The organism is Mesorhizobium sp. M8A.F.Ca.ET.161.01.1.1, assembly GCF_004792105.1.
In the GTDB taxonomy this organism is placed as follows: Bacteria; Pseudomonadota; Alphaproteobacteria; order Rhizobiales; family Rhizobiaceae; genus Mesorhizobium.
Genome location: NZ_SRTD01000014.1, coordinates 60,253 through 82,371, shown reverse-complemented (window position 1 = coordinate 82,371; position 22,119 = coordinate 60,253). Strand labels below are relative to the sequence as shown.

The following is a 22,119-nucleotide window of genomic DNA, read 5'->3' as shown; positions in this document are numbered from 1 at the left end:
ATGAGACCGGACACCGCCATCGTACTTGCCGCGGGGCTTGGCAAGCGCATGCGGCCGATCACCGACACCATCCCCAAACCGCTGGTCCGGATCGCCGGCAAGACGCTGCTCGACTGGGGCCTCGACAGCCTGGCCGCGGCCGGCGTCCGCACGGCGGTGGTCAATGTCCATTACCTTCCCGAACAGATCGTCGCCCATGTCGCCGCGCGCCGCGCGCCGCGCATCGTCATTTCCGATGAAAGCGACCGACTGCTCGATTCCGCCGGCGGCATCGTCAAGGCGCTGCCGGAACTCGGCCAACAGCCGTTCTACATCCTCAACGCCGATACATTCTGGATCGACCACGGCCCGCTCAATCTCGGGCGGCTCGCCCTTGCATGGGACGCGGCGAAAATGGATATTCTGCTGATGCTTGCGGATCTCCATCAGGCGACAGGACATTGTGGCAGCACCGATTTCCTGGTGGCGCCGGACGGCGCGCTGCGGCGTTCGAAAGGCGATCCTGCCGGCCTGATCTATGCCGGCGCCGCGATCATCCATCCGCGCCTGTTCAAGGACGCACCCGCCGAACCGCATTCGCTCAACGCCTATTTCGACAGGGCGATTGCCGGCGGCCGCCTGTTCGGCATGCCGATGCATGGCCACTGGATAACCGTCGGCACGCCCGACGCCATTCCGCTTGCCGAAGAAGCGGTGGCCGGCGCACTCATCGGATCGCAATGAGCGGCTCAAGCCGCGTTTTTTCCATTCCCTCCGGAGCGCCGTTTCTGCCGACGCTGGCCGAGGCGCTGCTTGCTGGCCGGCTTGTCCCCGGATTTCGTTTCGACGGCGATCCGCTCGCCCTGGCCGACGTCACCATCTATGTGCCGACGCGCCGTGCCGCACGTGCCTTGCGCGGCGTGTTCGTCGACAGCCTGAAGGCGCGTGGCGGCGGCGGTTCGGCGATCCTGCCGGTGATCCGTCCGCTCGGCGAATTCGACGAGGATGAAGCCTTGTTCGAGGCCGAGCCATCGGCGGCAATCGATCTGGCGCCGCCGATCGCCGCCACCGAACGGCTGTTGCTGCTGACGCCGCTGGTGCGGGCGTGGAAACGCCGGTTGCCCGCCCATGTCGCGGCGCTCTTCGCCGAGGAGATCGTTGTGCCTGCCTCCACCGCCGACGCGATCTGGCTGGCGCGCGATCTGACCGGACTGATGGACGAGATCGAGACGGAAGGCACCGACTGGGCCAAACTTGCCGGCCTGGTGAGCGGGAACCTTGCCGGATGGTGGCAGGTGACGCTCGAATTCCTCGGCATCGTCACCGATGCCTGGCCGAAATTCCTCGAAGAAAGCGACCGCTCCAACCCGGCAGCGCATCGCAGCGCCCTGATCCGTGCCGAGGCGGCGCGGCTGCGGCGCAATCCGCCCGCCGGGCCGGTCATAGCCGCGGGGTCCACCGGTTCCATCCCCGCCACGGCGGAGCTGCTTGCGACCATCGCCGGCCTCACCGTTGGCGCCATCGTGTTGCCCGGGCTCGACCAGTTACTGGACGAAGCCTCCTTCCAGGCGCTCGTGGCGCCAGGCGCGCGTCCAGCCGTGCTTGGCCATCCGCAATACGGCCTGGCGAAGCTGATCGGCAAGATTGGCGTGCTGCGCGGCGATGTCGAGGAGATCGGCGCGGCCGAGCCGAAGCTCGCGCTCCGCGCGGCCCTTGTCGGCGAGGCGTTGCGGCCGGCCGAGACCACCGAATTGTGGGCGGAGACGCGAAACGGGTTTTCAGCGTCCGATATTGCCGCCGCCTTCGCCGACGTGACGCTGCTCGAAGCGGCAAGCGAGCGCGACGAGGCCGTCGCGATCGCGGTCGCGCTCAAGCAGGCCGTGGAAGAACCCGGCCAAAGGGCCGCTCTCGTGACCGGCGACCGCGCGCTGGCGCGCCGCGTCAGTGTCGAGCTCAAGCGCTTCGGTGTCGTTGCGGACGATTCCGGCGGCACGCCGCTTTCCAACACGCCGGCGGCCAGCCTGCTCAGGCTGGCGCTCGAGGCGGTGTTCCGGCCGGGAGATCCGGTCGGCCTGTTGTCGCTGCTCAAGCATCCATTGCTCGGCCTCGGCCTGGAACGCGGCGATGTGCGCCACGCGGCGGAATTGGTCGAACTGGTGGCGCTGCGCGGCGGCACCGGCCGCCCCGACATTGCGTCGCTGCCGGACCTTTTCGAGGCCCGCCTCACCGGGTTTGGCGATGACAGCCGGCCGCCCTTCTGGTTTGCCCGGCTGACCGTGCGCTCCATCGAAGGCGCGCGGAATTTGCTTGAACGTCTCAAGCAAGCGCTGGCGCCGCTTTCAGCCTTTCGCGGCCAGGCGGAAGCCGGCCTTGCCGCGCTGGTCGAGACCAGCGTCGTTGCCCTGGAGAATCTCGGCAGTTCCGCCGATGGCGGCCTTGGCGAACTCTACGCCGGCGATGCCGGCGAAAAGCTCGCCGACCTTTTGCGCGGGCTGGTCGCGGCTTCGGCGCCGCTGTCGTTCGCGGCAATCGAATGGCCTGACGTGATGGAGGCGCTGATCGCGCCCGAGACCGTCAAGCCGGCGCAAGGCACCGACAGGAACATCGCCATCTGGGGCGCGCTGGAAGCCCGGCTGCAGCATGTCGACACACTGGTCATCGGTGGGCTCAACGAAGGGGTCTGGCCGCGCAAGCCGGAGAGCGACCGCTTCATGTCGCGGCTGATGAAGACCGGCATCGATCTCGAACCGCCGGAGCGGCGCATCGGCCTCGCCGCGCATGACTTCCAGATGGCCATGGGTGCCAGGAAGGTGCTGCTGGCGCGCTCGGCGCGCGCCGGCGACGCGCCCGCCGTGCCGTCGCGCTGGTTGCAGCGGCTGCTCACCTTCATCGGCAACGACCAGGCGACAGCGCTGCGCCGGCGCGGCGATGAATTGCTTGCCTGGGCACGCGCGCTCGACACAGGGCCGAAGCGGGATTTCGCGCCGCGGCCGCAGCCGAAACCGCCATTGCCGGTTCGCCCGGGCCATTTCTCGGTCACCGAGATCGAGACGCTGCGCCGCGACCCCTACGCCATCTACGCCCGAAGGATCCTCGGCCTGATGCCGCTCGATCCGCTCATCCGTGATCCGGGCGCGGCCGAGCGCGGCACGCTGTTTCACGCCATCCTGCATCTCTTCTCCTCCGAGGTGGCCGACCCGCGCGCGCCGGACGCGCTGGCCGGGCTCATCGCCGCCGGCCGCGCCTGTTTTGCCGAGGCGGCGCTTCCGGCCGATGTCGAGGCCGTGTGGTGGCCGCGTTTCGAAAAGCTCGCCGCCAACATCATCGAATGGGAGCGCACGCGCGCCGATGCGGTGGTCCAGCGGCATGCCGAGGAGAGGGCTGGGAAAACCGTCGTCGGACAGTCCGGGGTGACGCTGTCCGGTTACGCCGACAGGGTCGACCTGCTGGCCGGCGGCATGGCCGACATTCTGGACTACAAGACGGGTTCCTCGCCTTCGAAGGCGCAGGCGCATACGCTGCTGGCGCCTCAACTGGCGCTGGAAGGCGCGCTGCTGAGGCGTGGCGCGTTCAAGGATCTGGGGATGCGCGAACCGTCGCAACTGGCCTTCATCAGGCTGAAGCCGAATGGCGAGGTGTTCGAAGAGTCCATACTCGAACACAACCGCCAGCCACGCACCGCGGCCGATCTCGCCGAAGAGGCCTGGGCGCGGCTGGAAAAGCTGCTGATCCATTATGCCGACCCGGCGACCGGCTATCTGTCGCGCGCGCTGCCGTTTCGCGAAGGCGAAACCGACGGCGACTACGACCACCTCGCCCGCGTACTCGAATGGTCCGCCGGCGGAGACGCCGGGGACGAGGGCGGAGAGGCATGAAGAAAGCCTATCCGATCCCGACCGACACGGCTTCGAGCCAGGCCCGCGCCGCCGATCCCGGCAATTCCGCCTGGGTGTCGGCCAATGCGGGATCGGGCAAGACCCATGTGCTTGCCCAGCGCGTCATCCGGCTGCTGCTCAACGGTACCGACCCATCGAAGATATTGTGCCTGACCTATACGCGCGCCGCGGCCGCCAACATGTCGAACCGGGTTTTTTCGACACTGTCGGAGTGGACGACGCTTAACGACGCCGAACTGGCGTCCAAAGTCGAGGCGCTGGAGGGGCGCCGGCCCGATCGCGACACCATGCGCAGAGCCCGCCGCCTGTTCGCCGAGGCCCTGGAAACGCCTGGCGGGCTGAAGATCCAGACGATCCACGCTTTCTGCGAATCGGTCCTGCATCAGTTCCCGCTGGAAGCCAATATCCCCGCCCATTTCGAAATGCTCGACAGCCAGATGGAGGCCTCGCTTTTTGCCGCCGCCCGCCGCGAGATGATTTCCGCCGCCGGCGACAGGACCCTGGCCGAGGCCTTCGCCACTGTGCTGGAGCGCGGCGGCGAAGCCGGTCTCGACGCCCTGCTCGGCGAGATCGTGCGCAAGCGCGACGGGTTGCGCGATTTCCTCGATGCCGTCGGGCGCGACGGCTTCCAGCCCTTGTTCGATGAGTTCCATTTCCGCCCCGGCCAGACCGCCGAAGGCATAGCGGCGTCGATATGGCCGCTGCCCGGCTTCCTGCCGGACTATTTTGCCGGCTTTGTCCAGGCAGCCGAAGCCACCGACGCCAGATCGGTGCTGAACAACATCCTGCCCTATGCGCGCCAGGCTTTCGCCGAGGGCGATCCCGTTCGTCGGCTGCAACTCCTGGCAAGAGCCTTCCTCAAGACCGATGGCGATCCCTATGATCCGGCAAAGGCCTTCAAGAAGGCGCTGGCCGACCGGCTGCCGGACCTTGCCGAGCGCTATCTCTCGGCGGCCGGCGCCATCGTGGAGACCGTCGACCGGCTGGCGCTGTTCCGGATGCTGGAAGGCACACGTGCGGCGCTCACCATCGCCGACTGGCTGATCGCGCGCTACGAAGTGCTGAAGCGCAGCCGCGGCTTTCTCGACTTCAACGACCTGATCACCCGCACGGTGAACCTTCTGGCGCGGCCCGATGCCGGCCCATGGGTGCAGTACAAGCTCGACCAGGGTATCGACCACATCCTGCTCGACGAGGCGCAGGACACCAGCCCGGATCAATGGGAAGTGGTGAGGAGGCTGGCGGAAGAATTCTTTGCCGGCTTCGGTGCGCGCGATCGGGTGCACCGCACGGTCTTTGCCGTCGGCGACGAGAAACAGTCGATTTATTCCTTCCAGGGTGCCGCCCCGGACTCCTTCGCCGACAGCCGGCTGTTGTTCGCCGGGCGGGTGCGCGAGGCCGATGCATCCTTCGCCGACCTCAAGCTGACCTGGTCGTTCCGCTCCACCGACGATGTGCTGGCCGCCGTCGACCGCGTCTTTGCCGATCCGACCGTGCGGCGCGGCATCAGCCACGACCCCGATCCGCTGGACCACAAGGCGATCCGCACCGATGCGCCGGGCTATGTCGAGGTGTGGCCGTCGATCGGCGCCGAGGCCGTCGACGAGCCCGACGACTGGACGCAAGCGATCGACCATGCCCATGCGCCGGCGGTGCGCGTCGCCGAGCATGTCGCGGCCACCATTGCCGGGTGGATCGGCATGGGCGAAATCATCGAGGGCCGTGGCAAGCGGCTGCGGCCGGGCGACGTGCTGGTGCTGGTGCGCAAGCGCGACAGCTTCGTCCACGCGCTGACCCGCGCGCTCAAGCGTCGCGACATTCCGGTCGCCGGCGCCGACCGGCTGAGCTTGCCCGGCCATATCGCGGTCAAGGATCTGATCGCGCTCGGCCATCTGCTGATCCAGCCGCAGGATGACCTGTCGCTCGCCGCCGTCCTGCGCAGCCCGATCTTCGACCTGCCGGAGGAGAGGCTGTTCACGCTCGCCGCGCAGAGGCCGGCCGGCGTGTCGCTGGCGGCATCGCTGCGCCAGCAGGCCGGCGACGACGAAGCCCTCGCAAAGGTCGTCGCTCAGCTTGACCTCTGGGCTGATGAGGCCGCCTTCAAGCCGGTGTTCGAGTTCTATGCCGGCCTGCTGGCGCGCGATGGCGTGCGCCGCAAGATGGTCGCCCGGCTCGGGCCGGAAGCCGGCGATATTCTCGATGAGTTCCTGAGCTTCTGCCTTGCGGACGAGCGGACCGGCCTGCCCGGGCTGGAAGCCTTCCTGTCGACGCTGGAAAACGCCGGCCCCGAGATCAAGCGCGAGATGGATCAGACCCGCGACGAGGTCCGGGTCATGACCGTGCACGCCGCCAAGGGCCTGGAGGCGCCGGTGGTGTTCCTGGTCGACGGCGGTTCCGCTCCCTTCAGCGACCAGCATTTGCCGCGCCTGATGCCTTTCGAGGGATCGGGCAGGCATTGGGACGGCAAGGGCTATCTCTGGCGTTCGGCCAGCGACGTCGCCAACGGCTTTTCGAAAACGGCGGCTGCTCGCGCCCGCGAACTCGCCGACGATGAATACCGCCGGCTGCTCTATGTCGGCATGACGCGCGCGGAGGACCGGCTGATCGTCTGCGGCTATCATGGCAAGCGGGCGCCGAACACCGGAACCTGGCATTCGATCGTCAGCCGCGCGCTGATCGGTGCGCCGGAAAGCGAACAGCGTCCGCACCCCGCCGGCGGCGAGCCGGTGCATCGTTTCCATGTCACCAACTTGCCGCCGGTCGCGCCAGACGTCAGTGAACAGGCGCGGCAAGCCGATGCTTTCGGCCCGTTGCCGGCGACCCTGTTCCGGCCCTTGCCGCCTTTCGAGGACCTGCCGCGACCGTTGTCGCCATCGGGCGCCTCGGCGCTGATCGAGGAAGGCAAGGAAGCGGTTGTCGACAAGGCCTCGCCGGTGCTGGACGCCGATGCCGAGCCGGGTTTTGCAGTGATGCGCGGGCTCGCCTTGCACAAACTGCTGCAGATGCTGCCCGGCATGGCCGAGAGCGGCCGCCAAAGTGCGGCGGAGCGTTACCTCTCGCGAACGGGTGCGGGGTGGCCGCAAGCCGAGCGTGAAAAGGCCCTGGCGTCGGTCATGGCCATCCTTGCCGACCCCGGCCTCGGTCAACTGTTCGCGCCCTCGTCACGTGCAGAGGTCGCGATCATGGGCAGCCTGGAGGTCAAGGGCAAAATTCGCTCCATCTCCGGCAAGATCGACCGGCTGGCGGTGACGCCGGATACGGTCTCGATCGTCGACTACAAGACCAACCGGCCCGCACCCGCCTCCCCGGCCGAGGTCCCCCCGGCCTATCTGCTTCAGCTCGCGCTCTATCGCGCCCTGCTGCAGCCGCTTTATCCAGGGCGGGAAATCAAGGCGGCCCTGCTGTTCACCGAAGCGCCGAGGCTGATCGAGCTCCCGGCCCGGGCCATGGACGACGCCCTTGCCCGACTCACGGGAGCGTGACACAAGAACTGCTTGAAGAAGGGCGCGGCAACCACCACATTTGGTGCGACGAAAAATTTCGAAAGGATTTCCGCATGACCACCGTCAAGGTCGACAAGAACAATTTCCAGGCCGATGTGCTCAATGCCCAGGTACCGGTCGTGGTTGATTTCTGGGCGGAGTGGTGCGGCCCCTGCAAGATGATCGCACCGGCGCTTGAGGACATCGCCACCGAACTCGGCGCCAAGGTCAAGATCGCCAAGCTCAACATCGACGAGAATCCCGAGCTTGCCGCCCAGTTTGGCGTGCGCTCGATCCCGACGCTGATGATCTTCAAGGGCGGCGAAGTGGCCGACATCAAGGTTGGCGCTGCGCCCAAGACCGCGCTGTCGCACTGGGTCAATGGCAATCTCGCCTGATACCATCTGAATTCGAAGCATTGAGCCCGGCCATCGCGCCGGGCTTTTTGTTGGCGCCATCGGTGCGCCGCTCTGGCACTCACATCGGCGCCCTCCATGTCTTCTCTTGGCGGCAGAAGCAGGAGAGAGAAATGACCGGATCCGCCAAGGCCACAGTCTTCATCGACAATGAGCGCGTCATCGTCACCGAGTACCGCTTCCAGCCGGGCGACAACACCGGCTGGCACCGCCACGGCCACGACTATGTCGTGGTGCCGCTGATGGACGGCAAGCTGAAGCTGGTGACGAAGGACGGCGAGACCTTCGCCGAGATGAAGAAAGGTTCCCCCTATTTCCGCAAGGAGGGCGTCGAACACGACGTCATCAGCGCCCATGACGGCGAGTACGCTTTTATCGAGATCGAGCTGAAGTAACCGTTAGATGGCGTGACATCAATTGCCATCTTGATGGCAGGTAAAAATCGACATATATTTCCCTTTTCGAATGGGAGTTTGGAATGGCCGAACCACAGCTGTCAGTCCGCAGTGCAAAAGCGCGCGACCTAGCCCATAGACTTGCTCGCCGCGAAAATCGTTCGATAGCCGATGTGGTCGAACGTGCGCTTGAATCCTACGAGATTCGTGAAGCGGGTCGCGAGCCGGCATCCGCCTTCTATGCTCGACTTGCGTCAACCAGTGGCACCGACATCGATCTGGAGAACATTATCCGCGAAGGCCGCCAGGTCCATCCAGGACCTGAGCTTTGATTTTCGTCGACACCAACGTGATTTCGGAGACCTTCAAGAAGGCGCCGAACCCGGCCGTGCTGGCGTGGCTCGTCCGCAACGACGCCGAACTGGCCCTTCCCACGGTGACGATTGCGGAAATCGCCTTTGGCATTCAAAAGATACGGCCCGATGAGCGAGCCGATCGGCTGGAGCAGGGACTTTCCCAATGGCGCCATCGATTTGCCGACCGGATCTTTGGGCTGACGGAAGAAGCTGCCTTGGCTTATGGCGAGATCATGGGGTTCGCCACGCGCCAAGGCCGCGGCATGTCAGCTCCCGATGGCATGATCGCGGCAATAGCGCGGGTGAATGGTGGTCGACTGGCAACGCGCAATCTCAATGACTTTAGTGCCACCAGCCTTGACCTAATCTCGCCGTGGGACTTCTGAACCGCCCTCGGATCTTTCGGTCAAAAGCGAGATAGCAGAATTCCGCCGCAGGCGTCTAAAGATGCAAGGCGTCGAAACTGTAGCCGCCCTCAGGTCGGCGGCGTGCCGTTTTCAGCCAGCACCGCACCGGCCAGATAGAGGGACCCGCCAATCAGAATGCGTGGCGGCGGGCCGTCCCAGGTGTCGCGCAGCAGCATGAGCGCGCTGGCGACGGAGCTTACCGGTTCGGCCGTCAGTCCGGCTTCCGTGGCGCGGACCGCCAGTTCGTCGTTCGGCACGCCGGCATCGCTCTGGCTCACTGGCACCGTGTAGACATGCCTGACCAAGCCCTTGAAGGCGCGGAAATAGCCGCTCTGGTCCTTGGTGTTGATCATGCCCGAAATGAGGAACAGCGGGCGCGGGTTCTTTTCTTCCTGCTCGGCCAGCGCTTCGGCGACGACCACGCCGGCGCCCGGATTGTGGCCGCCATCGAGCCAGATGTCGGCGCCCTTCGGCGCCAGTTCCGCCAGCCTGCCCTGCCCCAGCTTCTGCATGCGGCCGGGCCAGGCGACACTGGTCATCGCCTTCTCGGCGGCGCGGTGGCTGATCTCGAAGCCGGCGGCCTTGACCGCGGCGATCGCGGCGGCGGCATTGGCGAACTGGTGGCGACCGGGCAGGCGCGGCGACGGCAGGTCCATCAAGCCATCATCGTCCTGGTAGACCATGCGGCCGTTTTCCTCGAAAGCGAGAAAATCCTGGCCATAGACGAGGGTCGGGCATTCCAGCCGCTCGGCGGTGTCGATCAGCACCTGCAGCGCCGTCTCGCTTTCCTGGGCGCCGATGACCACGGGACAGCCGCGTTTCATGATGCCGGCCTTTTCGGCGGCGATCAGCTCGACACGGTCGCCGAGATAGGCCTCGTGGTCCATCGACACCGGCATGATCACCGACACGGCCGGCCGCGCGATGACGTTGGTGGCGTCGAAGCGGCCGCCAAGACCGACCTCGATGATGGCGGCATCGGCCGGATGTTCCGAAAACAGGATGAAGGTGACGGCGGTGAGGATTTCGAAGACGGTGATCTTCTGGCCTGCATTGGCCTTGGCGACTCGGGCGATAGCCTCGGCGAAGATGTCATCGTCGACCAGCCTGCCGCCGCCCTCGGCGGCCAGCCTGTAGCGCTCGTGCCAGCTGACCAGATGCGGCGAAGTGTGGACGTGGACGAGGCGGCCGGAAGCTTCCAGCAGCGCCCGCGAGAAGGCGGCGCAGGAGCCCTTGCCGTTGGTGCCGGCAATGTGGATGACCGGCGGCAGCAAATCCTGCGGATTGTCCAGCCGCTCCAGCAGCCGCGTGATGCGATCGAGCGAAAGGTCGAAGCCTTTCGGGTGAAGCGCCATCAGGGCTTCGATTTCGCGGTCGGCGGCAAGCGTCGTCATGGCACAATCCCGGCGCATGGCCCGAGAGCCAGAATCGCTCCCGCAATGACCACGGCTATCAAAAGGCTACAGCGCGTCATGGGCGGCGCGCAATCGCTGTTCGCGGCGGCCAATGTCGCGCCAGGCCGGGGTCACCTCCGGCCATCGTAGCGTCAAGCCTGTGGCCGGGCTTCGGCGGCAAGCACGGCCGGCGGCAGGATTTCCGGTTCCAGCGGCTTTTGCTCTTCCGGCATCTTGAGCAGCATCTTGAGCAGACGCGCGATCGTCTGGCGCATCTCCAGCCGGGACACCACCATGTCGACCATGCCATGCTCCATCAGATATTCGGAGCGCTGGAAGCCGTCCGGCAATTTCTCGCGGATGGTCTGCTCGATGACACGCGGCCCGGCAAAACCGATCAGCGCGCCGGGCTCGGCAATGTGCACGTCGCCCAGCATGGCGTAGGAGGCGGTGACGCCGCCGGTGGTCGGATTGGTCAGCACGACGATATAAGGGAGGCCGGCTTCCTTCAGCCGGTCGACGCCGACCGTGGTGCGCGGCAATTGCATGAGGGACAAAATACCTTCCTGCATGCGGGCGCCGCCGGAAGCGGCGAACAGGATCAGCGGCCGCTTGCGCTGCAAGGCGACCTCGAAGCCATGTACGATGGCATCACCCGCCGCCATGCCGAGCGAGCCGCCCATGAAGGCGAAATCCTGCACCGTCACCACCACCGGCAGGCCCTCGACGGTCCCCAGCGCATTGATGATGGCGTCTTCCAGGCCGGTCTTGGCCTTGGCGTCCTTCAGCCGGTCGACATAGCGCTTCTCGTCGCGGAATTTCAGCGGATCCTGCATGACCTTGGGGTTGTCCAGGGTCTCGTACTTGCCGTCATCGAAGAAGAATTTCAGCCGCTCCTTGGCCGAGATCTTCATGTGATGGCCGGAGGACGGGATGACGAACTGGTTGGATTCCAGATCCTTGTGGAACACCATCTCGCCGGTCTCGGGATCCTTGATCCAGAGATTCTCGGGCATGTCGGTGCGTCGGCCGAGCATCGAGTTGATCTTCGGGCGAACGTAATTGGTGATCCAGTTCATCGCTTCGGCTCCTGTCCTGACGAAGAGGTAAAGACCTAGGAAAACTATTCGGCAGCAGCAAGGCGGGCCGAGCGCACGCCTTGCGCCAGGCCGCTGACCAGCGTGGCGACGGCCTCGGCCGGATCGGCGGTCTTTTCGCCCTTCGGCCCCAGCACATTGGCGACCGCGTTGACGATCGCCGTGCCGACCACCACGCCGTCGGCATTGGCGCCGATGACGCGCGCCTGTTCGGCGGTCTTGACGCCGAAGCCGACACAGACAGGCAGGTCGGTGTGACCCTTGATGCGCTTGACCGCCGACGCCACCTTGCCGGTGTCGGCGAGTGCCGCACCGGTGATGCCGGTCATCGAGACGTAGTAGACGAAGCCGGAGGTGTTCTGCAGCACCTTGGGCAGACGCTTGTCGTCGGTTGTCGGCGTCGCCAGCCGGATGAAGTTGATGCCGGCCTTCAGCGCCGGAATGCACAGTTCCTCATCCATTTCCGGCGGCAGGTCGACGACGATGAGCCCATCGATGCCGCTCGCCTTGGCGTCGACGAGGAAGCGATCGACACCGTAGATGTAGATCGGGTTGTAATAGCCCATCAGCACGATAGGCGTTTCGTCATCGCCGGCGCGAAAGTCGGACGCCAATTTCAGCGTCTTCACCAACGTCTGGCCGCCCTTCAGTGCGCGCAGGCCGGCGGCCTGAATCGCCGGGCCGTCGGCCATCGGGTCGGAGAACGGCATCCCCATCTCGATCACGTCGGCGCCCGCCTTGGGCAGCGCCTTCATGATCGACAGCGAGGTTGCATAGTCGGGGTCGCCACCCATGAAATAGGTGACGAGCGCCGGGCGGCCCTCGGTCTTCAGCTTCGCCATGCGGCGGTCGATGCGGGTGGTCATGTCTGGCCCTTTGGACGAATTTTGCTCATAATCAACTCCCAAATCGAAACTGTCCAAAGGGCCTAGATCTCCATGCCCAGCATCGAGGCCACCGTGTGCACGTCCTTGTCGCCACGGCCGGACAGGTTGACGATGACGATCTGGTCCTTGTCCATGGCGGGTACGATCTTGACCGCATGGGCGATGGCGTGCGCCGATTCCAGCGCCGGGATGATGCCTTCGACGCGCGTCGTCAGCTTGAAGGCTTCGAGCGCCTCGTCGTCGAGGATGGGCACGTATTCGACACGGCCGGAATCGCGCAGCCAGGAATGCTCCGGGCCGACGCCGGGATAGTCGAGGCCGGCCGAGATCGAATGGCCGTCCATGATCTGACCGTCGGCGTTCTGCAGGAGATAGGTGCGGTTGCCGTGCAGCACGCCGGGAGAGCCGGCATTCATCGAGGCGCAATGCTCGATGCCGTCGAGACCGCGCCCGCCGGCCTCGATACCGATGATGCGGACTTGCCTGTCATCGAGGAAGGGATGGAACATGCCGATGGCATTGGAACCGCCACCGACGGCGGCGATGATTGTGTCGGGCAGCCGGCCTTCCTGTTCGAGGATCTGCGCGCGTGCCTCGGTGCCGATCACCGACTGGAAGTCGCGCACCAGCTCCGGATAGGGATGCGGGCCGGCAGCGGTGCCGATCAAATAATAGGTATCCTCGACATTGGTCACCCAGTCACGAAGGGCTTCGTTCATGGCGTCCTTCAGCGTGCCGTGACCCGCGGTCACCGGCCGCACTTCGGCGCCGAGCAGCTTCATGCGGAAAACGTTGGGGCTCTGCCGGGCAACGTCGGTCGCGCCCATATAGACGACGCAGGGAAAGCCGAAGCGGGCGGCGACGGTCGCGGACGCGACGCCATGCTGGCCGGCGCCGGTCTCGGCGATGATGCGCTTCTTGCCCATGCGCTTGGCCAGCAGGATCTGGCCGAGGCAATTGTTGATCTTGTGCGAGCCGGTGTGGTTCAAATCCTCGCGCTTGAAATAGACTTTCGCGCCGCCAAGATGCTTCGTCAGGCCTTCGGCGAAGTAGAGCTTTGACGGCCGCCCGGCATAATGGGTGGACAGATCGGTCAGCTCGGCTCTGAAATCCGGATCGTTCTTGACCTCGTTCCAGTTTTTCTCCAGGTCGAGGATGAGGGGCATCAGCGTTTCGGCAACGAAACGACCGCCGAAAATGCCGAACATACCCTGTTCGTCAGGCCCGGTGCGGAAGGAATTGGGTGTCGCCGGCTTGTTCATCGCCGATCTCCTAGATCTGTACTTTGAGCATGTCCCTGTCGGAAAACCGGTTCCCACTTTTCCGGGACATGCTCAGGGTTCGAAATTTGTTCAGGCGGCGCGGTCGTCCCGCGCGGCCCTGACGGCCCGGAAAAACTGTTCGATCAGCGCCGGATCCTTGACGCCCGGCGCACTCTCCACGCCCGAGGAAATGTCTATTCCGGGCGGGTTTGCAAGCCGAAGGGCATCGCCGATGTTGGCGGCGTTGAGCCCACCGGAAAGCATGTAATCGATCCTGGCGTCAAGGCCGGCAAGGATACGCCAGTCGAAGGCGACGCCATTGCCGCCCGGCAACTCAGAGCCCTTTGGCGGCTTGGCGTCGAACAGGAAGCGGTCCGCGATGCCGACGAACGGCTTTATCCGTTCGAGATCGGCAGCATCGCCGAGCGGCAACGCCTTCATCACCGGCAGGCCATGGAGGGCTTTCAGTTCGGCCACTCGCTCGGGGGTTTCGGAGCCGTGCAATTGCAGAATGTCGGGCTGCATCTTTTCCACGATTTCATCGAGGAAGGCGTCATTGGCGTCGACCGTGACGGCAACCGCCACGGCCTTGCCGCGCGCCGCTTGGCGCAGACGGCCAGCTTCGGCCGGTTCGACGTAGCGCGGGCTTTTGGCGAAGAAAATGAACCCGACATGGCTGGCGCCGCCGGCCAGGGCCGCAGCCATTGCCTGGTCGGTCTTCAAGCCGCAGATCTTGATGTCGAGCGCCATGGCGCGGGAATTGACATGAAAAGCGCCAAGAGTCGAGAAAAAGCATGCTGTTTGCCGGCAAGGCCAAAGGCGCTACCTATGGATGGACAGCATGCAAGGCGGGAGCACAGCCATGGCCGACCAGACCGTTGCCGAACTGAAGCAGAAGATCGCGCAGGCGCGCGAGGTGATCGCGCATCTCATGGACAAGGCCGCCTTCAACGGCGCCGAAGCGCATCGGGCGCTGGATTATTTCGGCGGCGATGCCTTCGACCGCAACTTTCTACCCTGGCCGCATCATGGCGATGAAGGGTTGCGGCCGGATGAGCTCAATGCGGCGAATGACGATTGAGGAGGCTTTCTGAGACGCCAACCGTTCCCCTTCGTCATCCTAGGGCGGAGCGACGCGAGGCGTCGCGGAGACCCTAGGATCCATGCCGTTACGCCAACCGAAGAACACAGCGGTGGAGAATATTTGCTTTTTTGTTCAACGGCATAGCTTCTTCTTGAACCGCTGCGGCGCTCGCACGTCACGGAATGGATCCTAGGGTCTACGCGCGTCGCTCCGCTCCTTGCTCCGCCCTAGGATGACGACACTGACAGACGTTCTCCCATGTCGTCTCACGGCAGCGCGCGCTCGGCCATCCTATTCGAAAACGATCGCCTGCAGGGCGCCGCCGTTGCGCTTCAGCCAATCCTTGCAGCGGTCCGTGTCGGGGCAGAGCTTTTCGCACAATTTCCAGAATTTCGGGCCGTGGTTCATCTCCTTGAGATGCGCCACTTCATGCGCGACGAGGTAGTTTATGACAGGCTGCGGCGCCATCATGATGCGCCAGGAGAAGGACAGATTGCCTTCCGAGGTGCAGGAGCCCCAGCGGCTGGAGGTGTCCTTGTAGCGGATCGCCTTGGCGCGCTTGCCGAGCGCTTCCGTATGCCTGACCACCAGCTTCTCGATATCCTTCTTGGCCTCGCGCTTCAAAAAATCGGCGATGCGGCGCGGCAGATGGATGCGCTCGCCATGCACGATCAGCAGCGGGCCGCGCTCGTCGCGCGATATGGTGACGGTGCCGCGCTTTGACGGTTCGTGGACAATGCGGTGCGGCACGCCGCGCACCGGGATCTTGATACCTGGTCTTACTTGAGGACGAGCCGGCACCTTGGCCAGGCGCTGCTCCAGCCAGTCCTGGTGGCGGTCGAGGAACCTGTCCACCTCGCCGCGGCGCAGGCCCGGCGGCACGGTGATGCGCAGGCCCTGACCGCCGGAATCGATACGCAGCGTCAGGCGCTTTGCCCTGGCGCTCTCGACGATCTTGAGCGGCAGCGTGCGTCCGGCGACACAGTATTCCCGTTCCACGGCAGGCGTGGGCTTGGGCTTCGTCAGATTGCGGAAGAACCCGATGGTCATGGCCGGACGATACGCGATTCGAGGAAAACGAATAGAACAAAAAAGAAACGGCGCCGCTCGCGCGACGCCGTCATCATACCTTGGCCCTGTCGCTGGGCCTCAGTCGTCGAGCAGGTTCGAGCCTTTGCCACGCTTGGTGGGGGCCGTTCCGGTGCTCGGGTCGGTTTTCGCCGGAGCCGTCGACTTGTTGCGGTTGGCCATGAACCGGTCGAACTCGTCCTGATCCTTGGCGCGGCGCAATTCACGAGCGTATTCGTCGAACTGGGTCAACATCTCGTCGAGCTTGCGGCGCTCTTCGTTCAGACGCTCAAGCTCCTTTTCGCGCCAATCGTCGAAAGCGACGTTGCCGGTGCGAGCGGAGCCATTGCCCCAGCGCGCGGCCTTGTCGGAACCACGGCGGCAGCCGGCGAAGATGCCGTCGGTCGCACGGTTGACGTCACGCTTGAAGCCCTCGAGCCGGTCGCCCCAGATGATGTAGGCGAGCATGGCGAAGCCGAGCGGCCAGAACACCATGAAGCCGATCACCATCAACGCGATGGTCGCCGGCGTCCAGGCCGGGCGGATCAATGCAGATGTGTTCATTTTCTCCCATTCCTTCGGTTGGAGACAGCCAGGACCGGCTGCGTGGAATCGAAATGGGAAGGCGAAAACGGCGATTCAAGACAATGTCCGCCAAAACCGGACAAGGTTCTGAAATGATTATCGCTTTTTGAGCATATCGAGGAAAAGCACGACCAGCCCGGCGACAAGGCCCCAAAAAGCCGCGCCGACGCCGAACAGCGTCAGCCCGGAGGCGGTGACGACGAAGGTGACGGTGGCGGCCATGCGGTTGCCTTCGTCCTTGAGCGCAATCGCCAGCGCGTTGGCCAGCGAGGCCATCAGCGCCAGGCCCGCCACCAGCACGATCAGGCTCTGCGGCAGGACGGCGAAGATCGCCACCAGCGAAGCGCCGAAAATCGCGAAGATCAGATAGGCAAGCGCATAGAACGGACCCGTCTTCCAGCGCTCGGCGGGGTCGGGATGAACGTCAGGTCCGGTGCAAATGGCCGCCGAGATGGCCGCCAGATTGGTGGTTCCGGCCCCGAACGGCGCCGACAACAGCGAAAACAGGCCGGTGATACCGATCAGCGGCCCAGGTTCAGGGTGGTAGCCGGCCGCCCGCAATACCGCCAGCCCCGACAGGTTCTGCGAGGCCATGGTGACGAGATAAAGCGGCAGCGCCAGGCCGATAATCGCCTTGGCGGTGAAATGGGGAGCAATAAACGTCAGCGTCGACAGTTCGGGCGCGGGCAAGCCGCCGACACGGCCGGTAAGGAAGGCGGCAAGGCCGCCGCCGACCAGCACCGCCAGTACCGACAGCGCCGGATTGAACAGCCGGATGACAAAGAATGCCGCGATCAGCGGCAGGATGAGCCAGGGGTCCGCCGGAATGGCTTTCATGGCATTGATGGCGAAGGTGACGACGATGCCGGCCAGCATGCCTGAGGCGACCGAAGCCGGTATTCTCGATATCAGCCGGGTCAGCGGCCCAAACAGGCCGGTCGCGACCAACAGCACGCCCGTGACGATATAGGCGCCGACGGCCTCGCCCATCGAAAAGCCGCTCGAGGCGGCGACCAGTGCCAGGCCCGGCGTCGACCAGGCAGTGATGACAGGCATTTTCGTGCGCCATGACAGCAACAGGCACTCGACCGTCATGGCCAGGCAGATCGCCGTCACACCGCTCGCCGTCTCGACCTGCGTCGCGCCGACCGCCTTGGCGGCGGCGATGACGATGGCCAGCGTGCCGCCGAAACCGACGATTGCCGCGACAAAAGCGGAGATCGGGATGGAAAGGCGCATCGTCACTTGCCTCGTCCGGCGATGTCGCCGACCGCCCGCACCAGCATGTCGAGATCCTGCGGGCGCGACAGGCGATGGTCGCCGTCGGGGATCAGCGACAGCGTGACATCGTCGGCCGGCAGCAGGGCGGCGAGCTTCAACGCGTGGCTCGATGGCACGTCCGCATCGGCCAGCCCCTGCAGGATGTGAACCGGGCAATGCGTGTCGATCGGCCCGGTCATCATCCGGTTTTCGCGCCCGTCGTCGATCAGCGCGCGCGTGTAGACGTAAGGCTCGGCGGAATAGTCCGACGGCTCCGCGAAGAACCCCTTTTCGGCGAGGTCGCGTTTCTGCGCCTCGGTCAGCACCGGCTCGATCAGGTCGCTGGTGAAATCGGGTGCCGGCGCCAGCAACACCAGGCCGACGACGCTTGCATCGCCCGCCTTGCGCAACTCCTGCACCATGCGCAGCGCGATCCAGGCACCCATGGACGAGCCGACCAGGACCTGATCGCCCTTGGCGAAATGCCGGAAAACCGCAAGGCTTTGCGCAAGCCATTTCGAGATCGTACCGTCGGCGAAGGCGCCGCCGGATTCGCCATGGCCCGAATAGTCGTGGCGCAGGAAGGCCCGGCCTTCCCGTGCCGCCCAGTCCGACAGCGTCTCGGCCTTCGTGCCCAGCATGTCCGACTTGTAGCCGCCGAGCCAGACGATGCCGGGCGTCGAGCCACCCGCATGGCGCACGGCGATATCGGATCCATCAACATCAAGAAAGGTCGGAGCGGCGGTCATGGCTGTGGGGCGGTCCCGGTTTTTTTCACGCGTCGCTTTTGGCACGGCCAAAGGCAAGACGGAAAGTGCTCGCGATGTTCTTTGCTTGGCACAGGCTCGTGATCAGGTGATTTCTTGAGAACGCTGTGCTATTGACTTGCGCCGCGCGCTTCCCACATTGGCGCGTCCGCACACAGATTCATACGAACCCTGAACGAAACGGCCAAGGAGACCACGACCATTCGCAGACCTTTCAAAGCAGCGGCGCCGACCAAGGATGGGCCGCGCTCCAACCGTGACATCCGGGTTCCCCGGGTCCAGCTTATCGACGCCGAAGGCCAGAACCGCGGCGATGTTTCCATCAACGACGCATTGCTGCTCGCCGAAGAGGCCGGGCTCGATCTGGTCGAAATATCGCCCAACGCGGTGCCCCCCGTCGTAAAAATCCTCGATCTCGGCAAATTGAAATACGCCAACCAGAAGAAGGCGGCCGAGGCGCGCAAGAACCAGAAGGTCATCGAGATCAAGGAGATCAAGATGCGCCCGAACATCGACAGCCATGACTACGAGACCAAGATGAAGGCGGTTCGCCGCTTCTTCGAGGAAGGCGACAAGGTCAAGCTGACGCTGCGCTTCCGCGGCCGCGAGATGGCGCATATGGAACTCGGCATGCAGCTTCTGAACAAGGTGCGCGAGGAAGTGGCGACCATCGCCAAGGTGGAAGCCGAGCCGAAGCTCGAAGGTCGCCAGATGATGATGGTGCTGGCGCCGCGCTAAGCAGACTCCGCTCGCTTCGCAACGCGTCGTCTGCATAGTTTCCATGGTTGTCGCGGATTCTCACCGCAAAACCGTGGACACTTTTGCGGAACCCGCTTGGATCACGATGACGTCAGGCCTCGTCATCGCGCCAAAATCCGCCTGAATTGTGCTACAGAGGCGTCCCGGCGATCGGCGGGACGCCATTCCTGGCTAGAGCTGCGATCGCCGGCCAGGCTCCTCGACGATCGGATCCCAATCTTGGACACAGAATACAAACACGGGCTGGGCAACTACCAGCAGATGCGCCGGCTGGTGCTTGCCGTGCTCGTGGTGGTGCTGTTTCTGGCATTGCTTTTCGGCCAGTCGACCTTCCCGCCGGACACGCCGGTCCATGAATCGATCGAGATGTTCGGCGTGCTCTTGATTTTCCTCGGCATCGTCGGGCGCCTGTGGGCGACGCTCTATATAGGCGGACGCAAGTCGTCCGAGGTAGTGACCGGCGGCCCCTACTCGATCACCCGTAATCCGCTCTACGTGTTCTCGACCGTCGCCGCCGCTGGCGTCGGCGCGCAGATCGGCTCGTTCTCCGGCATCATCCTTTTCGCGGTTCTGTGCGCCGGTGCCTTCCATATCGTCATCCTGCGCGAGGAGAAATTCCTCAAGGAGGCGCTCGGCGCACCCTATGCGGACTATCTGGCGCGCGTGCCGCGCTTCTTCCCCAAGCTTTCGCTCTACCAGGAAGGCGACACCGGCAGCTTCAAGCCGCGCCTGCTTTTGACCACACTGCTCGACGGGCTGGTGTTTCTCATTGCGCTGCCGGCTTTCGAACTGATCGACGGCGCGCAACTGTCGGGCGTGCTGCCGGTGTGGTTCAGGCTGCCCTGAGAGGGGACAGTGCGTCGCACGGCCTGAGGTGTTGCGCCCGCGCCATCTTTGATCTATAGCACCGCCGTTCCAAGAAAACCGCCCGGCAGGGCATGCCGTGGCGGTTTCATTTGCTTTTCGGGCTTTGGTCGGCCCGGAGCGAACAAGAAGCGCGATCGTGCGCCAACAATACGGAGTAGCAAAATGCCCAAGATGAAGACCAAATCGGCCGCCAAGAAGCGGTTCAAGATCACAGGTACGGGTAAAGTCCTGTCGGCTGCGGCCGGCAAGCGTCACGGCATGATCAAGCGTTCCAACAAGTTCATTCGAAATGCCCGCGGCACGATGGTTCTGGCTGAACCGGATGGCAAGAAGGTCATCAAGAATTTTCTTCCGAACGGCCTTTAAGTTTTAAGGAGATCATGACATGGCACGCGTAAAAAGAGGCGTCACCTCGCACGCCAAGCACAAGAAGGTCCTGAAAGCCGCCAAGGGTTTTTACGGCCGTCGCAAGAACACCATCCGCATCGCCAAGCAGGCGGTGGAAAAGTCGCTGCAGTACGCTTACCGCGACCGCAAGAACCGCAAGCGCTCGTTCCGCGCGCTGTGGATCCAGCGCATCAACGCCGCGACCCACGAGCACGGCCTGACCTATGGCCGTTTCATCGACGGTTTGAACAAGGCCGGCATCGAGATCGATCGCAAGATCCTGTCCGACATGGCCATCCACGAGCCGCAGGCTTTCGCCGCCCTGGTCGCCAAGGCCAAGGTCGCGCTCGAATACCTGAAGAACACCACGCCGAACGCTTTTGAAAGCGCTGTCGCCTAGAGCATGATGCCAAAAAGTTTCTGACTTTTTGGACAACATCATGCTCCAGGGAAATTAGCGAGGAGCGCGATCTTTTCCGAAAAGTCTGCAACTTTTCGGGATCGGGCTCCGAGCCCAGCGCTTCCCAAGCATTCGCAATTCTGATTTGGGGAACCCGCGCTGGCACGGCTGGCGCGGGTTCTTTTGTCTCTGATGCCTGAACTTTCAACTTAGAAGTGACTTTCACTTTAAAGCTGACTTCCAACGTAGCGAGTTTGACCGTGAACGACGCAACTACCGGCTTGGATACGCTCGAAAATTTCCTGATGGCTGAGATCGCGTCGGCCGCCGATGAGCCGGCCATCGAGGCCGTGCGCATCGCTGCCTTCGGCAAGAAGGGCACCGTGTCCGAGATGCTGAAAACCCTTGGCGCCATGACCGCCGAGGAGCGCCAAGTCAAGGGCCCCGCCATCAACGGCCTCAAGAACCGCGTCACCGAGGCGCTGACGGCCCGCAAGGCTGATCTGAAGGATGTGGCGATCGCCGCCCGGCTGGCCGCCGAGAAGGTCGACGTGACGCTGCCGGTGCGGCAGTCGCCGGCAGAGCGCGGCCGCATCCATCCGATCAGCCAGGTCATCGACGAGATCGCGGCGATCTTCGGCGATCTCGGCTTCGCCATCGCCGAAGGTCCCGATATCGAGACCGACTACTATAATTTCACCGCGCTGAATTTCCCGGAAGGCCATCCGGCGCGCGAGATGCATGACACCTTCTTCTTCCAGCCGGACGAGAACGGCGAACGCAAGCTGTTGCGCACCCACACCTCGCCGGTGCAGATCCGCACCATGGAGAAGCAGAAGCCGCCGATCCGCATCGTCATTCCCGGCAAGACCTACCGCCAGGATTCCGACGCCACCCATTCGCCGATGTTCCATCAGGTCGAGGGGCTGGTGATCGACAAGTCGGCCAACGTCGCCAACATGAAGTGGGTGCTGGAAGAATTCTGCAAGGCTTTCTTCGAAGTGCCGCAGGTCAAGATGCGCTTCCGGCCGTCCTTCTTCCCGTTCACCGAGCCGAGCCTCGAGGTCGACATCCAGTGCGACCGCTCGCGGCCGGGCGAAGTGCGCTTCGGTGAAGGCACCGACTGGATGGAAATCCTCGGCTGCGGCATGGTGCATCCGAACGTACTCAGGGCCGGCGGGCTCGACCCCGACGAATACCAGGGCTTTGCCTGGGGCATGGGCATCGACCGCATCGCCATGCTGAAATACGGCATGCCGGACCTGCGCGCCTTCTTCGACGCGGATGTGCGCTGGCTGTCGCATTACGGCTTCCGGCCGCTGGACATGCCGACGCTGTTCGGAGGCTTGAGCGCGTGACACCCCTGAAGAC

At 64.3% G+C, this 22,119-nt stretch carries 22 protein-coding genes; 13 read left to right on the top strand and 9 right to left on the bottom strand.

Features of this window, described 5'->3' with window-relative positions:
* From EN804_RS26830 to EN804_RS26800, 7 genes are all read left to right on the top strand, one after another.
* A complete protein-coding gene (locus EN804_RS26830) occupies window positions 1-723 on the top strand; it encodes a nucleotidyltransferase family protein (protein ID WP_189524579.1) in 723 nt (240 codons plus the stop codon).
* Window positions 720-3,854, top strand: a complete 3,135-nt coding sequence (addB, locus tag EN804_RS26825) for a double-strand break repair protein AddB (RefSeq protein ID WP_135921729.1) — start codon at window positions 720-722, stop codon at window positions 3,852-3,854. Before EN804_RS26830 ends, addB begins: the two co-directional genes overlap by 4 nt.
* On the top strand, window positions 3,851-7,357 hold the full coding sequence (gene addA, locus EN804_RS26820; protein WP_135921728.1) for a double-strand break repair helicase AddA: 3,507 nt from the start codon (window positions 3,851-3,853) through the stop codon (window positions 7,355-7,357). Before addB ends, addA begins: the two co-directional genes overlap by 4 nt.
* A 74-nt stretch (window positions 7,358-7,431) precedes the next feature.
* Window positions 7,432-7,755, top strand: coding sequence for a thioredoxin (trxA, locus tag EN804_RS26815; RefSeq protein ID WP_015314366.1), 324 nt, complete (start codon window positions 7,432-7,434; stop codon window positions 7,753-7,755).
* A gap of 131 nt (window positions 7,756-7,886) precedes the next feature.
* Complete coding sequence (locus EN804_RS26810) at window positions 7,887-8,168, top strand: cupin domain-containing protein (protein WP_135921727.1); 282 nt, start codon at window positions 7,887-7,889, stop codon at window positions 8,166-8,168.
* Window positions 8,169-8,251: 83 nt separating this feature from the next.
* Window positions 8,252-8,500, top strand: coding sequence for a type II toxin-antitoxin system VapB family antitoxin (locus EN804_RS26805; protein WP_127873331.1), 249 nt, complete (start codon window positions 8,252-8,254; stop codon window positions 8,498-8,500).
* Window positions 8,497-8,910: a type II toxin-antitoxin system VapC family toxin gene (locus EN804_RS26800; RefSeq protein WP_127873330.1), complete on the top strand. Its 414-nt coding sequence runs from the start codon at window positions 8,497-8,499 to the stop codon at window positions 8,908-8,910. The genes EN804_RS26805 and EN804_RS26800 overlap by 4 nt, the downstream gene beginning before the upstream one ends.
* 89 nt (window positions 8,911-8,999) lie before the next feature.
* Here the strand turns inward: EN804_RS26800 and EN804_RS26795 are convergent, their stop codons facing one another.
* The 5 genes from EN804_RS26795 to EN804_RS26775 all read right to left on the bottom strand — a co-directional run bounded on the left by EN804_RS26795 (window position 9,000) and on the right by EN804_RS26775 (window position 14,321).
* Window positions 9,000-10,325 (bottom strand): folylpolyglutamate synthase/dihydrofolate synthase family protein, encoded by a 1,326-nt coding sequence (locus EN804_RS26795; protein ID WP_135862515.1) that lies wholly within the window; start codon window positions 10,323-10,325, stop codon window positions 9,000-9,002.
* Between the two features lie 152 nt (window positions 10,326-10,477).
* Entirely contained in the window at window positions 10,478-11,404 is a 927-nt protein-coding gene (accD, locus tag EN804_RS26790) for an acetyl-CoA carboxylase, carboxyltransferase subunit beta (RefSeq protein ID WP_127279848.1), read from the bottom strand.
* Between the two features lie 44 nt (window positions 11,405-11,448).
* Window positions 11,449-12,288, bottom strand: a complete 840-nt coding sequence (trpA, locus tag EN804_RS26785; protein WP_135917034.1) for a tryptophan synthase subunit alpha — start codon at window positions 12,286-12,288, stop codon at window positions 11,449-11,451.
* Between the two features lie 62 nt (window positions 12,289-12,350).
* Window positions 12,351-13,571, bottom strand: coding sequence for a tryptophan synthase subunit beta (gene trpB / locus EN804_RS26780; RefSeq protein ID WP_127279846.1), 1,221 nt, complete (start codon window positions 13,569-13,571; stop codon window positions 12,351-12,353).
* Between the two features lie 90 nt (window positions 13,572-13,661).
* Window positions 13,662-14,321: a phosphoribosylanthranilate isomerase gene (locus EN804_RS26775; RefSeq protein WP_135921726.1), complete on the bottom strand. Its 660-nt coding sequence runs from the start codon at window positions 14,319-14,321 to the stop codon at window positions 13,662-13,664.
* Window positions 14,322-14,433: 112 nt separating this feature from the next.
* Here EN804_RS26775 and EN804_RS26770 point away from each other — a divergent pair, with 112 nt between their 5' ends.
* Window positions 14,434-14,652 carry a hypothetical protein gene (locus EN804_RS26770; RefSeq protein WP_135862525.1) on the top strand — a complete coding sequence of 73 codons (219 nt, stop codon included), beginning with the start codon at window positions 14,434-14,436 and terminating at the stop codon, window positions 14,650-14,652.
* Window positions 14,653-14,946: 294 nt separating this feature from the next.
* Here the strand turns inward: EN804_RS26770 and EN804_RS26765 are convergent, their stop codons facing one another.
* The 4 genes from EN804_RS26765 to EN804_RS26750 all read right to left on the bottom strand — a co-directional run bounded on the left by EN804_RS26765 (window position 14,947) and on the right by EN804_RS26750 (window position 18,317).
* The gene (locus tag EN804_RS26765) at window positions 14,947-15,705 is read right to left on the bottom strand and encodes a M48 family metallopeptidase (RefSeq protein WP_127873325.1); all 759 of its coding nucleotides are present in this window, start codon (window positions 15,703-15,705) and stop codon (window positions 14,947-14,949) included.
* A gap of 99 nt (window positions 15,706-15,804) precedes the next feature.
* Window positions 15,805-16,287, bottom strand: coding sequence for a DUF2852 domain-containing protein (locus EN804_RS26760; protein WP_015314375.1), 483 nt, complete (start codon window positions 16,285-16,287; stop codon window positions 15,805-15,807).
* 117 nt (window positions 16,288-16,404) lie between these two features.
* Window positions 16,405-17,547 (bottom strand): benzoate/H(+) symporter BenE family transporter, encoded by a 1,143-nt coding sequence (locus EN804_RS26755; protein ID WP_135862529.1) that lies wholly within the window; start codon window positions 17,545-17,547, stop codon window positions 16,405-16,407.
* A 2-nt stretch (window positions 17,548-17,549) separates the two neighbouring features.
* Window positions 17,550-18,317: an alpha/beta hydrolase gene (locus EN804_RS26750; RefSeq protein WP_135921725.1), complete on the bottom strand. Its 768-nt coding sequence runs from the start codon at window positions 18,315-18,317 to the stop codon at window positions 17,550-17,552.
* A gap of 219 nt (window positions 18,318-18,536) precedes the next feature.
* Here EN804_RS26750 and infC point away from each other — a divergent pair, with 219 nt between their 5' ends.
* From infC to pheS, 5 genes are all read left to right on the top strand, one after another.
* Entirely contained in the window at window positions 18,537-19,073 is a 537-nt protein-coding gene (gene infC / locus EN804_RS26745) for a translation initiation factor IF-3 (RefSeq protein WP_010912915.1), read from the top strand.
* A gap of 240 nt (window positions 19,074-19,313) precedes the next feature.
* Window positions 19,314-19,940 carry an isoprenylcysteine carboxylmethyltransferase family protein gene (locus EN804_RS26740; protein ID WP_127873321.1) on the top strand — a complete coding sequence of 209 codons (627 nt, stop codon included), beginning with the start codon at window positions 19,314-19,316 and terminating at the stop codon, window positions 19,938-19,940.
* A 183-nt stretch (window positions 19,941-20,123) separates the two neighbouring features.
* Window positions 20,124-20,327: a 50S ribosomal protein L35 gene (rpmI, locus tag EN804_RS26735; RefSeq protein WP_006201248.1), complete on the top strand. Its 204-nt coding sequence runs from the start codon at window positions 20,124-20,126 to the stop codon at window positions 20,325-20,327.
* Between the two features lie 19 nt (window positions 20,328-20,346).
* Window positions 20,347-20,748, top strand: coding sequence for a 50S ribosomal protein L20 (gene rplT, locus EN804_RS26730; RefSeq protein WP_006201247.1), 402 nt, complete (start codon window positions 20,347-20,349; stop codon window positions 20,746-20,748).
* Window positions 20,749-21,053: 305 nt separating this feature from the next.
* On the top strand, window positions 21,054-22,106 hold the full coding sequence (gene pheS, locus EN804_RS26725) for a phenylalanine--tRNA ligase subunit alpha (protein ID WP_245464460.1): 1,053 nt from the start codon (window positions 21,054-21,056) through the stop codon (window positions 22,104-22,106).
* The last annotated feature ends 13 nt before the right edge of the window (window positions 22,107-22,119 follow it).

Coding starts and splice junctions, on each gene's coding strand:
- addA (WP_135921728.1), top strand. CDS start 3,851: ATGAAGAAAGCCTATCCGATCCCGACCGACACGGCTTCGAGCCAGGCC.
- EN804_RS26795 (WP_135862515.1), bottom strand. CDS start 10,325: ATGACGACGCTTGCCGCCGACCGCGAAATCGAAGCCCTGATGGCGCTT.
- EN804_RS26750 (WP_135921725.1), bottom strand. CDS start 18,317: ATGACCGCCGCTCCGACCTTTCTTGATGTTGATGGATCCGATATCGCC.
- EN804_RS26775 (WP_135921726.1), bottom strand. CDS start 14,321: ATGGCGCTCGACATCAAGATCTGCGGCTTGAAGACCGACCAGGCAATG.
- trpB (WP_127279846.1), bottom strand. CDS start 13,571: ATGAACAAGCCGGCGACACCCAATTCCTTCCGCACCGGGCCTGACGAA.
- EN804_RS26760 (WP_015314375.1), bottom strand. CDS start 16,287: ATGAACACATCTGCATTGATCCGCCCGGCCTGGACGCCGGCGACCATC.
- EN804_RS26770 (WP_135862525.1), top strand. CDS start 14,434: ATGGCCGACCAGACCGTTGCCGAACTGAAGCAGAAGATCGCGCAGGCG.
- trpA (WP_135917034.1), bottom strand. CDS start 12,288: ATGACCACCCGCATCGACCGCCGCATGGCGAAGCTGAAGACCGAGGGC.
- addB (WP_135921729.1), top strand. CDS start 720: ATGAGCGGCTCAAGCCGCGTTTTTTCCATTCCCTCCGGAGCGCCGTTT.
- pheS (WP_245464460.1), top strand. CDS start 21,054: ATGGCTGAGATCGCGTCGGCCGCCGATGAGCCGGCCATCGAGGCCGTG.
- EN804_RS26765 (WP_127873325.1), bottom strand. CDS start 15,705: ATGACCATCGGGTTCTTCCGCAATCTGACGAAGCCCAAGCCCACGCCT.
- EN804_RS26830 (WP_189524579.1), top strand. CDS start 1: ATGAGACCGGACACCGCCATCGTACTTGCCGCGGGGCTTGGCAAGCGC.
- rpmI (WP_006201248.1), top strand. CDS start 20,124: ATGCCCAAGATGAAGACCAAATCGGCCGCCAAGAAGCGGTTCAAGATC.
- EN804_RS26755 (WP_135862529.1), bottom strand. CDS start 17,547: ATGCGCCTTTCCATCCCGATCTCCGCTTTTGTCGCGGCAATCGTCGGT.
- EN804_RS26805 (WP_127873331.1), top strand. CDS start 8,252: ATGGCCGAACCACAGCTGTCAGTCCGCAGTGCAAAAGCGCGCGACCTA.
- accD (WP_127279848.1), bottom strand. CDS start 11,404: ATGAACTGGATCACCAATTACGTTCGCCCGAAGATCAACTCGATGCTC.
- EN804_RS26810 (WP_135921727.1), top strand. CDS start 7,887: ATGACCGGATCCGCCAAGGCCACAGTCTTCATCGACAATGAGCGCGTC.
- rplT (WP_006201247.1), top strand. CDS start 20,347: ATGGCACGCGTAAAAAGAGGCGTCACCTCGCACGCCAAGCACAAGAAG.
- trxA (WP_015314366.1), top strand. CDS start 7,432: ATGACCACCGTCAAGGTCGACAAGAACAATTTCCAGGCCGATGTGCTC.